Consider the following 13911-nt stretch of genomic DNA (forward strand, 5'->3'; position numbering starts at 1 on the left):
TTTATGTATATTCTCACATTTATTTTCTATTCATCATTTTGAAAGCAAGTGATTAACCACAAGGCTTTATCCTGTATGGTTAACCACTTGGGATCGAGTTAATCATTAGTTTATAGGACTCTTTTCCCTATTTCATTATTTATGTCACTTTTTCTCACATAGTAATTCAAAAATATAACATATATATGTTAGAATGTATTACATGTTATAATTTTTTGTATTTTTTTCCTTTATAATAACATACTACTACGTACTCAGGGGTGAGGGAGATTGTCTACGAATGAAGCGTCATATCGAGATAAAAAAGTCATGTCTATTGGGATTGTAAAAGAATTAACCGGTTTATCAGAAAGACAAATTCGCTACTATGAGAAAAGAAGCCTGCTCTTTCCGGACCGAACCAATACGGGTATCCGGAAATATTCGTTTTCAGACGTCGAACGATTAATGGATATTGCCGATCGTATAGAAGAAGGAGTTCAAACGAGTGAAATACGCACAGAACTGGCTAAAAAAGATGAAGCGAGAAAAATGAAAGAAGTAAAAAACCAAATGCTTCAAGGTCAGTTGAACGCTCATTTCAAGCGGAAGCTATAAAGTATACATACGGTGACTTTTCCGTCTCCGTTTTTATTTCTTTACAGCAGACAAAAAAGCGCATATCTAAAGATATCCGCTTTTTTGTCCGTTAAGCTGAACGCCCTTTAAAGAATTTCGGCTGATGAGAACTCATGAACTTAGTTTTAGATAAAATGAACATCACCGATCCGCCCCAAATGAACAAAAAGGCAATCATTTCCACACTAGAAAACGGTTCGTGATACACGAATACCCCTAATAAAAGCGTCATGGTAGGAGCAATGTACTGCAAAAAACCGACCATCGATAGCGGAATAAGCGGGGCTCCTTTAGCGAAATACAATAGTGGCATAGCTGTAGCAACACCGCCTCCAATTAAAAGAGCGCTCACATCAAGCGACTGAAGGGAAAAACTTGAAGATCCTTTCACTAAAAGAAAAATAAAATAAATAACTGCAATAGGTGCAACCATCATCGTTTCAATCGTTAATCCTACTTTTGCTTCTAACTGAATAGTCTTTTTTACAAGACCGTACAAACCAAAGCTAAACGCTAAGCTTAATGATACCCATGGGATATGTCCGTATGTAACTGTCATAACGATAACACCTATAGCAGCCAATCCAACAGAAGCACCTTGCCAAAAATTAAGCTTCTCTTTTAAAACGACTATGCCAAGCAAAATACTAACGAGCGGATTGATGTAGTAACCTAAACTTGTTTCAATAATATGATTATGGTTAACCGCCCAAATGTAAACGAACCAGTTGATGCTGATTAGCACTGAAGCCACAAATAAAATGACCGCTTGTTTCGTATTACGAAATAATAAACCAAGCGTCTTCTTTAAAGAACTCATTTGCTTTGTCACAAGCAAAAGTAAAAGCATAAAAACAAATGACCATATAACGCGGTGAGCGAGTATTTCATTCGCATTCACCTCGCCAAGAAGCTTCCAGTAAAGCGGAAAAAGCCCCCACATAACGTAAGCGCTGGCTGTATAAACAATACCTGCTCGTTTAGAATCTTGATTCATTTCTCAACCTCTTTTCTTTATCTCTCTGTCTCTTATCATTATAGATGCATTTACCTCTTTTTTATAGCTTTATTTTGCCTATCGAAATAGCTCAAAAAAAAAAAAAAACGATCGCTTTTAGCTCGACCGTTTTTTATACATTATTTTTTAGGTTGTTTAAATACTTTGGCACTGCGAATATACTCTACGTCTTGTACATTTTCTCGCGCGTTAGCGATTCGAGCCGCAGCAAAGAAATAATCGGATAAACGATTTAAATACTGAAGCACCGCCACATTAATTTTATGCTCACGCTGCACGCCAACAACAAGCCGTTCTGCGCGGCGTGTAATCGTCCGACAAATATGAAGCGTTGTCGCTGCAGGTGTGCCTCCAGGTAAAATAAAACGCTCAATGGCCGGCGCTTCTGACATATAGACATCAATGCGCTTTTCAAGTACTGCTATCATGTCATTCGTTACTTTGTACGGATGATCATCTTTTGCAAATGCTAAATCACTTCCACAGTCAAAAAGCTCATGCTGAATCGTAATTAGCTCTTCTTTTACATCTTTTAATGTTGCTTCATCCAGCTGATAAATCGCTTGACCTACAAAGCCATTTAGCTCATCAATCGTCCCGTATGCTTCCACTCGAATATCATCTTTATTTACTCTTCCTCCAATTAAGCTTGTCTGCCCTTTGTCCCCTGTTTTTGTGTAAATGTTCATTGTATTTCCTCCTTCAATCGATTAGCAATTCCGTACCAAATGTGATCTACTTTCTGGGCATGTGCCGCCAAATGCTGATACGCATACCCGCATTCATCTCTCCACTGCCGTTCTATTGGATCTAAAGGAACAATGCCTTTGCCGACTTCAGTTCCAATCACTATTAACTGTTCCCATACACCGCTGTCTCTCCACTTCTGTATGACCTTTTTAACAACAAGATGCGGAGCCTCCAGCTCGCTATGTATTAATTCCTTAACATAGTGCTCAAATCCTTCTAGCACAATGTAACTTTCTTCAAACTCAATGGCCGGTAAAACGGGGTCTTCATACAAACAATGCCATTTTATCGACTCACTGGCATACTGCTGCTTCACCCATTTTCTTTTGCCGGTAAATGCACCGCCGAATACGAAATGCATGCTCTTCTCTCCTTTGCCTGTTTGTATGTGCACGTTACTGAAAAACCTTCTCCATAAGAAAAAGAAACATCCCAAAGCGACGCTGTCTGTTTAAAATGGGACGCAAGTAAACGCAGTGGTCCGCCGTGTGAAACAATAGCAATGTGACGCAATTGCTGACTAGCCGCCAAATCGACCGCTTCTTCCCAAGCTTCCCAAACTCGGTTTGAAAACCCTGAGAAGCTTTCACCATTCGGAGGCGTATGTTCTGCCCAGTGATCGATCCAATTTCTATATGCCCGTATGTTTTTTAAATCTTCATACGTCTTCTCTTCCCAATCTCCAAAATGCAGCTCACGCCAACTTTCCCTTTTAATCACCTGAGATTTAGGAAAAACAATTGAACTTGTTTCTAGCGCTCTTTTTAAGTCACTGGAAATAACGAGCTCCGGCTCTAGAGAAAGCTCTTTTAATTCATTTTTCCCTTCTATACTTAAAGGCGGATCACTCCACCCTATATATTTTTTTTGTTGATTTTCAAGCGTCATGCCATGGCGAATACATGTGATAACCAAAGAATTATCCATAAAAACGTTTCTCCTCCTTCAATGGTTGCACCTATAACATCTCCTGTTACGCCACCAAACTGCGAACGATAAAACCGTATCCAGAGCCATAAAAAACCGGCAAAGAAAAAGATAATGAATTTATTGTCTATAAAAACAATGAAAATAGCAACTAAGAATAGGCTCATGACGATAAATGCATAAATAGACCATTTGGTGACTCCTTTTTGAAAATAAGCAGCAAGCCCCGTATCTTTAGCGGGCTTATCTCTCATAACTAAGAAAGCGGCTCCGATTCTTGGAAGTGTAAAGACGGTTATACATGCCCAAACCGATAAAGAAGAAAGAGACGTTAATTCATAGATTGCACTAAAGCGCAGCAGAAGCAGAACAATAAGAGAAAGAATAGCAAAAGACCCAACGTGCGGATCGCTTAAAATCTGCAGTTTCTTTTCCTTTGACTGATGGGAAAAATACGCATCACTTACATCCATCCACCCGTCTACATGAAGACCACCCGTTAAAACAAGCGGCAAAAGCAAAACTAAAATACTGCTAACAATAGCAGTGATGGGTGAATAGTGAAGCAGCTGTAAAAAGCTATAAAACATTAAACCTAGTAATATGCCAATCCAAGGCAGAACAAAAAGTGAGTGTGCCGTTCTTTTTTCAGTCCATTGAACGGTTTTAGCCAGTGGTAAGATCGTAAAAAACTGAAGAGAGATTCGTAGTATGGCTATCCATTCTTTCATTTGCTTACACATTCCTTTCCTTTTTTAAAACGGGAAAGTCCCGCTTCTACACAAATAGCCACATCTGCTTTTTCTACAATATACTGATGTAATTTCCCTAACATATGCATATAGCTATATGTCGGCTCCTCTAACACGCCCGCTTCAAACAGTTCATTAGATACTAGCACGACCGTCTGAGACTGCGCAAACAGCTTATCGAGCGCTTCTATCATCTGACGAAAAACCTCTTGTTTACCTTCTTTTGTTTGCCACCTTTTTTCGGTTAAAAAAAGCTCATTGGCCAGCCAGTTTGTGACACAGTCCAAGAGTATAGTATCATCACTTCGAAGGTTTGGAAGAATTTGTTGTAAATCTACAGACTGCTCGATCGTTGCCCAAGGCGTGTTCGCCGCTTGACGTTCTGTTTGATGAAGCTGGATACGTTTTTGCATTTCACTATCTGTTTGCCGGCTTGTGGCAATATAAACAGCGCGCTTTGTACAAAAAGTTTGAACCATGTTCTCCGCTGCACGTGATTTGCCGCTTCGAACCCCTCCGCTAATAAAGATGATCATATTTCATCGAGTCCTTGTTTGATTACGTTAAGTAAATAGTCATTTTCTTCTTTCGTTTTCACAGCCAAACGGATATAGCGTCCATTTAAAAATGGGAAGTTTTCAGTATGCCGAGCTACCACACCGCGGCTTGCTAAATAGATAAGCCAGTCGCGCGTTTTAATAGAAGACGGAACGCTGCAAAGATAATAGTTTGTTTGAGACGGAGAAACCAAAAGCCCCCATTCTTCTAGTTGACTCAAGATCCGTTTTCGTTCTTGTTTAATATAATGTACGGTTTTTTTCACAAAATCTTTTTCATCTACACATATCATCCCTACTTGCTGCGACAATCCGTTTACACTCCAAGGAGGTTGTTTTTTAGACATCTTGCTAATGATTTTTTCATTTGCCAAAATATAGCCAAGGCGAAGCCCCGCAATATTAAACATCTTTGTCATCGAACGCACAACAATGAGATGTTCATAGTTTAGAATAAGAGAATCAAATGAAGGCTGATGTTCGACAAAATCAATAAATGCTTCATCAATTATTAAGTATGTACCATGATGAGCAGCAGCTTTTACTACTTTCATCCATTCCTGGTGACTATATATAACGCCCGTTGGATTATTTGGGTGACAAATCCATAGTACTTTTATATCCGGAAGAATACTCATAATCAACTCTATATCCCAGCTCCAGCCATTTTCTTCAGCTAAAGGAACGTACGTCACTTCACATCCATACGCTTTACTTGCCTGTTCGTATTCGACAAACGTCGGCTGTACAATCCCCGCTTTCTCTCCTGAAAATAAAGAAGCAATAAGGAAAAACGCTTCAGCGGCCCCATTTGTGGGCAGCACTTGGGCAGCGGAAACATGATGATGAGCTGCAAGTTTATTTTTTAGTTCTGTTACTTCAGGATCAGGGTAACTAAACGCAGCTTCCTTGAATTCGTTCCACTTTTCGTGAAGAACAAGGGGAGCCCCTAAAGGATTTGTGTTTACGCTAAAGTCTTTTAGATGCGACAAATTCTCGGCCCCTATTGCTTTTAAAAAGACATTGGGGTTAGCTCCATGTGTAGGTAATAGCACTAATAACTCCTCCTAACAAAAGATAGAATAACCACGTAGCATAGACCGTCCTTTTCATAATGAAAACAGCTTGTTCAATATGACCGGCTTGCAGGGGAATGAGTGGTTCGCCCATTTTTGCACGATTAGATTCTATGCCTTTATATGTATTAAGCCCGCCGAGTTGAATACCTAAAAGAGCAGCCACTGCACTTTCCCCGTATCCGCTATTTGGACTTGGATGCTTCTTAGCATCGCGCTTAATCAAACTCGTTACATGCCAAAGAGAATATTGGCTTTTCGCTACATTAACAGCGGTCATCACCACTGCAGTTAACCGACTTGGAATATAGTTTAATACGTCATCGGTTTTTGCACTAAAATAGCCGAACAGAAAGTAGCGGTCATTTTTATACCCAACCATTGAATCGCATGTGTTAATAGCTCGGTAAAAAAAGGCTAGGGCTCCTCCTCCTATAAATGCATAAAAAAGCGGAGCTGTAATACCATCACTTGTATTTTCAGCCACGGTCTCTACCGTCGCTCTGGCAATTTCTCCTTCTGATAAACGATCCGTATCTCGTCCCACAATCATGCTTACTTCATATCTAGCTTTCTCCATATCTCCTAGCTGAAGCGGCTTTTGCACCTTATAAGCAGCTTCGCTTAAGGAACGAGTGGATATAGTAGTCGCAATCATTACGCCCTCTACTAAAACACCTAGTATAAAATGAACTCCGTACAAAGCATGAAGGAATAAAAAAGGAATAACTCCTGCGAGCACCACCATACTTATCACAAGAAGCAATCCTTTGAATCGTTTTCCTGCGCCTTTATTTAATCTGGAATCCATCCAATAAATCCACTTGCCAAACCAGCGAACGGGATGCGGCCAATTTTCTGGGTCACCTATGATTCGGTCAATGAGTAGAGCAATCGTCATGGCTGTCAGGTGTGCAATCATCGCTTGTGCAATACTCATTTCTTCACCTCTTTTCCTTAAGTGCCTGCTCTAAGCTTATTTTTACCAGCTTGGCTACCGCTTGACCTAAAGCGGTCATAGAGCCTGCATATTCATATAATGGTCCTTGCTGAGACGCTGCAACTGAGATACTGTCCGTAGATGTTCCCGTAGCAATCGTCTTTGTAGCTGGATCTATGACACCCAGCTGTGACAGCGTTTTTGTTTTGGCTTCTGTAGCGGCAATAAAAAGCTGTAAAAACGCCGCATCCGTAAGCGTGCCTTCCACGAAAAAAAACATATTAATTGTACCGGGAGAGGAATAAAATGGAACAGCTTCGTCAGCTGTAATATCCACTGCGTTTCCTACTCCAGCCGTTATCACGGAAGCTACTCTTACTCCGTAGCCTTCATAACAGTAAACCGCTCTTTCTTTTAACCAAACCGCTGTCATCAACCCTACGATTTGCTCATGGCGCACATTTTCTTTCATCAAATATTGCTCATACTCTAAAGAAGGAGTATCTGAATAATAGTCTTTATGAACAAATCGATTGTAAAAGGTGTCCGTTTCCATGATGCCTGTTCCTAAAACGCCTGAGCTGTATGTTTTATAAGAAGTCTCGGTTTTCATGATTAAAAGCTCAGGCCGTTCTTCAATTTTAAGATGTGAAAAGGGACCAATCCCCTTTTCAATTCGAACTGGAATATGGTCCCTCTTTTTATTTATTGTACACCTCAGGGTATACTGCTTTTGCTAAGTCCTCTAAGCCATCTACAATACGAGGTCCTAAGCGGTTGATTTTGTTTTGATCAACCTTTTCGATGTTCCCCTCTTTTACAGCAGTCATGCTGCTCCAAGCGGGACGCTTCATAATCTCATTTTTGTCTGCATCATACGTTGCGATAATAACGTCAGGGTTTAACTTAACAACTTGCTCTTCAGAAAACTTAACCCAACCCTTTTGACTAGCCGCTACGTTATCAGCACCGATCATAGTAAGCATTTCGTTCATGAACGTACCTTTTCCTGTTGTATAAATCTCAGGAGCTCCCGATACCTCTATCCATACTTTTTTACGATCTTCTTTTGAAATCGTTTTTGCTTTTTTCTCAATTGAAGCTACTTTTTCTTTCATGTCTTTAATTGTTTGATTAGCTTCTTTTGTTTTACCCGTTAATTTACCAATTTGCGTAATAGAATCATAAACCGTATCAAACGTTGTTGAATCTTTTACAACAAATACCGGAATACCCGCACTTTCAATTTGTTTAAATACTTCATCTGAAACGCCCATACTTGAAGCGTGTGCCAGCACTAAATCAGGATTTAAAGCAATAACTTTTTCTGCATTAACGTTCATATCTCCCACCTGCGCTTTTTTCTTTACGCTTTTAGGATAATCATCGTTGCTTGTGACACCGACTAATTCTTTTTCAAGGCCAAGGGCATATACAATCTCCGTATTACTTGGCATTAATGAAACAATTTTCTTAGGCTGTTTTTTCAACGTAATTTCTTTATCACGCGCGTCTTTTACCTTCACTGGAAACGCAGCTTGTGACGTTTGTTCTGTATCTTGCTTCGTTTTTTTATCACTGTTGCTTTGGCTGCCTGCACCGCATGCAGCAAGTACGATGACTAACAGCGCAATAATGGAATACGAAAGCCATTTTTTCATCTAAATACTCCCCCTATATATTGTTCATTGTGAATACGAAACCTCCACGTTAAAGAAAAAGCAAATGATCATGCAAAAAGCAGCGCTATCCCGTTTTTTCCGCTTTGACTATGTATACTGCTCGGCAGCAGCTTCAAAATAAAAAAGCTTTACTTTCAATTGAAAGCAAAGCAGGTAACGTCAAGATAAGCAGGAAAAGAATCCGTTCACTATACTTGATATGTATGTTCATTACCCTGCTTCACCCTTCCTCGAAGGTTTCACAGCTAACAATAAGGCAGGTCTCCTGACTTACGCACAAAGCGCTTACAGTGGCGGGACCGCGCAGGTTTTTCACCAGACTTCCCTTTTCACTCAATCTTTAAATTGAGACCTTATTGCTTTACGATTATTCACTTGTCCTAGTATACCCCACTCATCGAAAAATGGAAATAGCCATTCTCACAAAAAAAGCTGCGAGAATGCTCTCGCAGCTTAGGGAATTAAAGAGTTGCTAAAAATTCACGGACCGCTTCAGGCGTTTTAGCATTTGCACTGTGCAGGTGCGCAATTTTTTCACCGTTTTTATATACAAGAAGAGAAGGAATACCCATTACATTGTTTTCAGCAGAAAGTTCTTCAAACTCATCCTTGTCAATTTTAAACCATGCTTTATCTGTATTTTCGTCAACGATTTCATCAATAAACATATCCAAACGTTTGCAATCAGGACACCACGTTGTCGTAAAAATCCCAACGCTTAGTGTTTCATTCTTAATTTGTTCGCGAAATTGTTTTTCTTCCGTAAATTGTTTCATTGTGTTACCTCCAGCGTCTATTCGTTCCTTCCTACAATTCTATAGTAAGAAGTCTGACTTCATTATAAACGATTTTTTTATCGTTGTGCTAATGTTTCAGCTTATTTAGACCATAACGGTTTTAGACGTAAAAAAATGCTAGCTTAAAAAAGCTAACATTTCGAAATTGTAGAATGTTGTGTCTATTATCAGCTGAACCACTTAGGCGGCATGTTTCGGTTCCAATAAATTTTCCCTAAATCATAATGCTTTTGAAAATTATCTGCGGCCGCATGATAGTGAAAATTAAACCAGTATCCATCTTTTGGAGGATTTTCACGCCGTACATGAAACCGTATTAAGTCCTGACCGGTTTCCCGGTCATATACATGGAAAATCTTTTCACCGTAGCCAGCAGCAGGGTGCTCGCTTATCTCGAGATTCTGAATTGACTGTTCACGTTCAGTGCCAATGTCGGTCAGCACTTCTTCAATTTTAGGTAACACTGCTTGACGAAATTCATCTTCAATGACAGGACCAATTTTTGTTCCGAATTTTTCCACTGACTGTTTTTCAGCTGATTCCATTGCATACGTAACAAATGATGAAACGTCTTCATATTTTGGTTCTTCATATGGCAAATGAATATCTTCTATAACAGCTGTGACAGGAGTTGTTTCTCTTACATACCCTGCTTTATGTTGCTTGTCCGCTTTTGCATCATCAACGTATAAATATTCTGGTGGAGTGACAAGCCCAAATGTAAATACTGTAATAAATACAATTAGCATTCTTTTTATCCATCTAGGCATTCGTATCTTTCCTTTCTCATCTTTTCCCATATGGTCTTTTCATATTGTAAAATTCATTATCATAACTCACTAGGTATTGTAACATACTTATTAATTTTTTACCTATATTTGCTTATTCATTTATGCTGTCTACGGGCATTTGACGACTTTTCAGTTACCACCTTCCTTCTTCTGTTTGAGGTTGTCACACCGAGCGGAAACCTATACAAGATATTCCTTTTTTGCTGGATGCTTAAACACAAAAGTATTTTTATGTTCAAAAATATATCATACTTTTATGAACTTTAGATGAAATTCATAAAAAAAACTTCCAAAACTTTTTAATTCCTAAAAGGTTTTGGAAGTCTTTTCAATGAGCGTAATTAATTTTACTTTTTTGGTTATTTTTGTATATCAATTGTCCCGTAATGAAACTTTGATGTTTTTCGTTTTTGCACAGTAAATCCATGCTCTTTAAAACGACTGCTTTTCCAATGATCTTTTAGCACGACCTTTTGTTTGGCTACTCTTTTTGCTTCTTGTATAGCCATTGACGTCAGCGTGGTATACAGTGCTATTGCTTTAATACCGTTAATTCCATTCGATTCCTCAATTTGTTCTTGAAACATAGGATCAAAGTAGACAACATCAAAAGAATTATCTTCACAACACGCCAAAAACGATTCAAAATTTTGATGAACCACGTTTATACGCTTCATTGCATCATTCAACTCTTGTACGTCACTTTCCCAATTTAAAAGTCCTTGTTTGACTAAATAAGCTACATAGCGGTTGCCTTCTAGTCCGACAACTTTCCCGTTTTTCCCTACTGCTGCGCTCGCCATCATACTATCCGATGCAAGACCAAGTGTACAGTCAAGCACGCTCATTCCTTTTTCTAAACCAGCAGCTTCAATAAACGGATCTCGTTCTCCGCGCAGCCATCTCTTCACTCTAAACATAGCGGAATTTGGATGAAAAAAAATAGGTTCTTCTTCATTTTGGACGTGCAATTCTACTCTATTTTTACCGACAACCAGCACGTCTGCCGCTTCAAGATTTTGAAGATCTGCAACAGATTTCTTCTCTCTTGTTACAAAAGGTATACTTAAATCAGCGGCTACCTGTTTGGCTTTTACAATCATCTGTTCATTTGTTCGACCAGCAGTCGTAACAATCACTTTCATAACTCCCCCTACACTGTTTGGCTATTTACATAAAGAAAAAGGATGCCGATAGACATCCTTTTTCTTATAAAGTATATGCGATTTTTCTTTAAAAATCTATATACTAGATGTGACAAAAGCAGGACATTTTATGAACAGTGCTGCTTAAAGCCATTTAAAATGTTTTCAAAAATAACTTCTAACGGCTGACCTTCAATTTCATGTCGAGGAATAAAATGAACAACTTCTTTTCCTTTTAAAAGTGCCATAGACGGTGATGAAGGCTCAATGTCCCCAAAATATTCACGCATTTTAGCTGTTGCTTCCTTATCTTGACCGGCAAAAACAGTTACCACTTGATCTGGTTTTTGCTCAGACTGTAAGTACGCTTGCGTTGCTGCAGGACGTGCTAAACCAGCAGCGCATCCACAAACTGAATTAACGACAACAAAAGTTGTTCCTTCTACGTTTTCCATAAAATCAACTACGGCTTCCTCTGTTGTTAATTCTTCATAACCAGCTTGAGTTAATTCTTGACGCATTGGTTTAACTAACTGACGCATATATTCTTCATATGCCATTGACATATTAACATTCCTCCTAACAATCATTCACGCTAAAAGCATACTATAAAAACCAGGAAAAATCTAGCTACTCACTCTTCAAATCCTTATCGCTGTCCCGTTCTCCTTTTTCATTTGACAAAAAAGATTAAAACCGGGTCATATCATCTAATTTTTTTCCATAAAAATGTCGATTTTTACTATTAATATTCCATTTTTTGTACTATAGTAGTAAATAGTAGTTTAGTAGAAAGGATTTTCAAATTGAACCAGCGATTTAAACCGAACAAACAATTTAAGCCAAACAAACGATTTTATGCATTTTTGTCTTTAGTGTTAGTGATCGTCGCTTCTTTATTTTTTATTACAGGAGCCAAAGGAAGTGAATCCGCTGCATCTCAGCAAGTCTTAGCATCTACTGCATTGCCGCTGAAAGAAGCTGCATCTTCAGCACAACCTGAGAAGCTGCTTAATACACTTCACCATAATATGTATGTAGGAAATACCGTGAACGATCAAAATCAAGCTCTTACACAGCCTGTTTACCTTACGTTTGACGATGGCCCAACGCCTGATACCCTTCACATTTTAGATGCTTTGCGTCAATATAACGTAAAAGCAACTTTCTTTATGTTAAAGTATCAAATTGACGCTCACCCTGAAATTGCTAAAAAAGTAGCACAGGAAGGACATGCCATCGGCTGTCACGGCGTCTCTCATGATATTCATGTCATGTATAGTGAAGACGGCGCCGCGTTAAAAGAAATGCAGGAGTGTCAAGCGACAGTTAAGAAAGTAACCGGTGTTGACAGTAAGTTAATCCGCGTTCCTTACGGCAGCGTTCCTTATTTAAAAGAGCCGCACCGTACAGAGTTGCTAAGCCACTTTAAATTATGGGACTGGAATGTAGACAGTGAAGACTGGGCACTTCGTTCTGCACCTAGAATTATTCAGGGCCTTGAACCTCATATTCAAGGGGTTAACTCCAACGGAAGAACACCCGTCATTTTATTTCATGACAAATCCTTTACGGCACAGTCTCTGCCGACTATTTTGACTTACTTAAAACAGTCCGGTTATCAGCCTATTAAAATTGATAACACGATGCAGCCTATGCAGTTTCCAACTCCCGCTGCAAAACAGTCATAAAAAAAGATCATTCAAGTGAATGATCTTTTTTTATGCTTTTCTGCTTTCCGTCATTTGTTTCCAAACAGAACCTTTTGCTTCTTCTCCGCCTTCGATACGTTCAATCGCTAGCTTGATTTGTAAATCTACCTCAAATTCTTTGTCATTCTCTGCTGCTTTTAATGCAGGAAGAGCCGTCTCATCCCCTACCTCGTATAAATACATCGCTGCACGCCAGCGCACAAGCTTGTTTTTATCACCAAGGGCTTCACACATTGCCGGAATACCTTCTTCAAAACCTAAATCCGACATGCAGTCTCCAGCAGTACGGCGCACAGTGACTGATTTATCTTTTAATGCTTTGTATAAATAAGGCAGTACCGCTTTTGATTCAATCATTCCTAAGTAGACCGTAGCTAAGCGGCGAATAGATGCTTTTTCATCATCAAGCGCTTTATTTAAAACGTCTAAATCAGCTTCTGTTGGATCCATTTGTTCTAAATGGGCATAGCGCACTGACCAATCGTTGTCTTCTAGCATCTCTTCTGTAACTTTATAGGTTTTACGCGGCTGTACCGTTTTTCCGCCTTCTTTTTCTTCTTGTGCATTGGCTACAAGGCGAGTTAATCTTTCTTGCGGATATGCTGCTGCTAATTCTTCCACTACTTCGTCTCCGATAGCCGCTAACTCTCCGTAACGAACGCCTTGTTCTTTCCATTTCCGTTCTAACACTACATTATCTGAAAAGCTTTGAAGCTCTGCTACCGCTTTTGCGAATCGTTCAGGCAGACCAAATCGCTTTTCTTCATTTCCATCCGTTAGCTTAACTTGCATTGGTACGTTTTTGAACATTTGAACGGACACATTGACCTCACCAAAATGCTCATTCATTTTGTGCTGTTCGCTGCTGCTTTGCAAATCTTCACCAAACGCTGCACGAACTTGCGGCAAAATTTGCTTCCAGTCATATTTAGCATTTCGCTCTACTGCTAAGAAGTCCGCTACGTGATAGACTCCTTTTACCCCTTCTACTTTCAAGATGTCTTGAACAACTTCAGGCGCTGCTTCAGCATTTTTTTCCGTATAGTTATTGCTTTTCCCGCCTGATAGCACTTCGTCTAAATTAATTTTCATTGTATTCGGACTTGGCGTTGGCTCAATTGATTTAATGTTCATATCGTATCGTAC

17 protein-coding genes and 1 riboswitch are annotated in these 13911 nt (G+C 39.3%); of the genes, 2 read left to right on the forward strand and 15 right to left on the reverse strand.

The genetic code is table 11. The annotated features are described in order from the left end of the window. Positions 1–270 precede the first annotated feature (270 nt). Positions 271–597: a MerR family transcriptional regulator gene (locus ACWATA_RS14505; protein ID WP_013082852.1), complete on the forward strand. Its 327-nt coding sequence runs from the start codon at positions 271–273 to the stop codon at positions 595–597. A 91-nt stretch (positions 598–688) separates the two neighbouring features. On the opposite strand, the gene rarD is transcribed toward ACWATA_RS14505, so the two are convergent. The 14 genes from rarD to ACWATA_RS14575 form a co-directional block, all read right to left on the reverse strand. After that, complete coding sequence (gene rarD / locus ACWATA_RS14510) at positions 689–1615, reverse strand: EamA family transporter RarD (RefSeq protein WP_033578771.1); 927 nt, start codon at positions 1613–1615, stop codon at positions 689–691. A gap of 140 nt (positions 1616–1755) precedes the next feature. Beyond that, positions 1756–2325, reverse strand: a complete 570-nt coding sequence (locus ACWATA_RS14515; RefSeq protein WP_028413636.1) for a cob(I)yrinic acid a,c-diamide adenosyltransferase — start codon at positions 2323–2325, stop codon at positions 1756–1758. Beyond that, positions 2322–2747: a bifunctional adenosylcobinamide kinase/adenosylcobinamide-phosphate guanylyltransferase gene (locus tag ACWATA_RS14520; RefSeq protein WP_033578770.1), complete on the reverse strand. Its 426-nt coding sequence runs from the start codon at positions 2745–2747 to the stop codon at positions 2322–2324. Before ACWATA_RS14520 ends, ACWATA_RS14515 begins: the two co-directional genes overlap by 4 nt. Next, complete coding sequence (locus tag ACWATA_RS14525) at positions 2699–3313, reverse strand: histidine phosphatase family protein (RefSeq protein ID WP_028413638.1); 615 nt, start codon at positions 3311–3313, stop codon at positions 2699–2701. The genes ACWATA_RS14520 and ACWATA_RS14525 overlap by 49 nt, the downstream gene beginning before the upstream one ends. Then, positions 3271–4044: an adenosylcobinamide-GDP ribazoletransferase gene (cobS, locus tag ACWATA_RS14530; protein ID WP_473049927.1), complete on the reverse strand. Its 774-nt coding sequence runs from the start codon at positions 4042–4044 to the stop codon at positions 3271–3273. The genes ACWATA_RS14525 and cobS overlap by 43 nt, the downstream gene beginning before the upstream one ends. Beyond that, entirely contained in the window at positions 4041–4601 is a 561-nt protein-coding gene (locus ACWATA_RS14535) for a bifunctional adenosylcobinamide kinase/adenosylcobinamide-phosphate guanylyltransferase (protein WP_028413640.1), read from the reverse strand. Before ACWATA_RS14535 ends, cobS begins: the two co-directional genes overlap by 4 nt. Further along, complete coding sequence (cobD, locus tag ACWATA_RS14540; protein ID WP_154991423.1) at positions 4598–5677, reverse strand: threonine-phosphate decarboxylase CobD; 1080 nt, start codon at positions 5675–5677, stop codon at positions 4598–4600. Before cobD ends, ACWATA_RS14535 begins: the two co-directional genes overlap by 4 nt. Next, a complete protein-coding gene (gene cbiB / locus ACWATA_RS14545) occupies positions 5652–6638 on the reverse strand; it encodes an adenosylcobinamide-phosphate synthase CbiB (RefSeq protein WP_033578767.1) in 987 nt (328 codons plus the stop codon). Before cbiB ends, cobD begins: the two co-directional genes overlap by 26 nt. Positions 6639–6642: 4 nt before the next feature. Beyond that, positions 6643–7359, reverse strand: coding sequence for an adenosylcobinamide amidohydrolase (locus ACWATA_RS14550; protein WP_488175611.1), 717 nt, complete (start codon positions 7357–7359; stop codon positions 6643–6645). Continuing rightward, positions 7340–8299: an ABC transporter substrate-binding protein gene (locus tag ACWATA_RS14555; protein ID WP_154991424.1), complete on the reverse strand. Its 960-nt coding sequence runs from the start codon at positions 8297–8299 to the stop codon at positions 7340–7342. The genes ACWATA_RS14550 and ACWATA_RS14555 overlap by 20 nt, the downstream gene beginning before the upstream one ends. A 259-nt stretch (positions 8300–8558) precedes the next feature. After that, positions 8559–8691: riboswitch (cobalamin riboswitch) on the reverse strand. 90 nt (positions 8692–8781) lie between these two features. Next, positions 8782–9096, reverse strand: coding sequence for a thioredoxin family protein (locus tag ACWATA_RS14560; RefSeq protein WP_013056696.1), 315 nt, complete (start codon positions 9094–9096; stop codon positions 8782–8784). A gap of 188 nt (positions 9097–9284) precedes the next feature. After that, positions 9285–9887: a YpjP family protein gene (locus tag ACWATA_RS14565; protein WP_028413645.1), complete on the reverse strand. Its 603-nt coding sequence runs from the start codon at positions 9885–9887 to the stop codon at positions 9285–9287. 380 nt (positions 9888–10267) lie between these two features. Next, a complete protein-coding gene (locus ACWATA_RS14570) occupies positions 10268–11053 on the reverse strand; it encodes a class I SAM-dependent methyltransferase (RefSeq protein ID WP_154991425.1) in 786 nt (261 codons plus the stop codon). Positions 11054–11181: 128 nt separating this feature from the next. Then, positions 11182–11619, reverse strand: a complete 438-nt coding sequence (locus tag ACWATA_RS14575) for a BrxA/BrxB family bacilliredoxin (protein ID WP_013056693.1) — start codon at positions 11617–11619, stop codon at positions 11182–11184. A 240-nt stretch (positions 11620–11859) separates the two neighbouring features. On the opposite strand from ACWATA_RS14575, the gene ACWATA_RS14580 reads away from it, so the two are divergent. Further along, positions 11860–12744, forward strand: coding sequence for a polysaccharide deacetylase family protein (locus tag ACWATA_RS14580; protein ID WP_098626770.1), 885 nt, complete (start codon positions 11860–11862; stop codon positions 12742–12744). Positions 12745–12774: 30 nt separating this feature from the next. On the opposite strand, the gene ACWATA_RS14585 is transcribed toward ACWATA_RS14580, so the two are convergent. Continuing rightward, the gene (locus tag ACWATA_RS14585; RefSeq protein WP_034269350.1) at positions 12775–13899 is read right to left on the reverse strand and encodes a conserved virulence factor C family protein; all 1125 of its coding nucleotides are present in this window, start codon (positions 13897–13899) and stop codon (positions 12775–12777) included. Positions 13900–13911 lie beyond the last annotated feature (12 nt).

The organism is Priestia sp. USM5, from assembly GCF_058323215.1.

Bases quoted from the DNA above. Each gene is read 5' to 3' on its own strand.
- ACWATA_RS14565 (WP_028413645.1), bottom strand. From the start codon at position 9,887: ATGCCTAGATGGATAAAAAGAATGCTAATTGTATTTATTACAGTATTT.
- ACWATA_RS14515 (WP_028413636.1), bottom strand. From the start codon at position 2,325: ATGAACATTTACACAAAAACAGGGGACAAAGGGCAGACAAGCTTAATT.
- ACWATA_RS14520 (WP_033578770.1), bottom strand. From the start codon at position 2,747: ATGCATTTCGTATTCGGCGGTGCATTTACCGGCAAAAGAAAATGGGTG.
- cbiB (WP_033578767.1), bottom strand. From the start codon at position 6,638: ATGAGTATTGCACAAGCGATGATTGCACACCTGACAGCCATGACGATT.
- rarD (WP_033578771.1), bottom strand. From the start codon at position 1,615: ATGAATCAAGATTCTAAACGAGCAGGTATTGTTTATACAGCCAGCGCT.
- cobS (WP_473049927.1), bottom strand. From the start codon at position 4,044: ATGAAAGAATGGATAGCCATACTACGAATCTCTCTTCAGTTTTTTACG.
- ACWATA_RS14575 (WP_013056693.1), bottom strand. From the start codon at position 11,619: ATGTCAATGGCATATGAAGAATATATGCGTCAGTTAGTTAAACCAATG.
- ACWATA_RS14525 (WP_028413638.1), bottom strand. From the start codon at position 3,313: ATGGATAATTCTTTGGTTATCACATGTATTCGCCATGGCATGACGCTT.
- ACWATA_RS14585 (WP_034269350.1), bottom strand. From the start codon at position 13,899: ATGAACATTAAATCAATTGAGCCAACGCCAAGTCCGAATACAATGAAA.
- ACWATA_RS14535 (WP_028413640.1), bottom strand. From the start codon at position 4,601: ATGATCATCTTTATTAGCGGAGGGGTTCGAAGCGGCAAATCACGTGCA.
- ACWATA_RS14570 (WP_154991425.1), bottom strand. From the start codon at position 11,053: ATGAAAGTGATTGTTACGACTGCTGGTCGAACAAATGAACAGATGATT.
- ACWATA_RS14560 (WP_013056696.1), bottom strand. From the start codon at position 9,096: ATGAAACAATTTACGGAAGAAAAACAATTTCGCGAACAAATTAAGAAT.
- ACWATA_RS14555 (WP_154991424.1), bottom strand. From the start codon at position 8,299: ATGAAAAAATGGCTTTCGTATTCCATTATTGCGCTGTTAGTCATCGTA.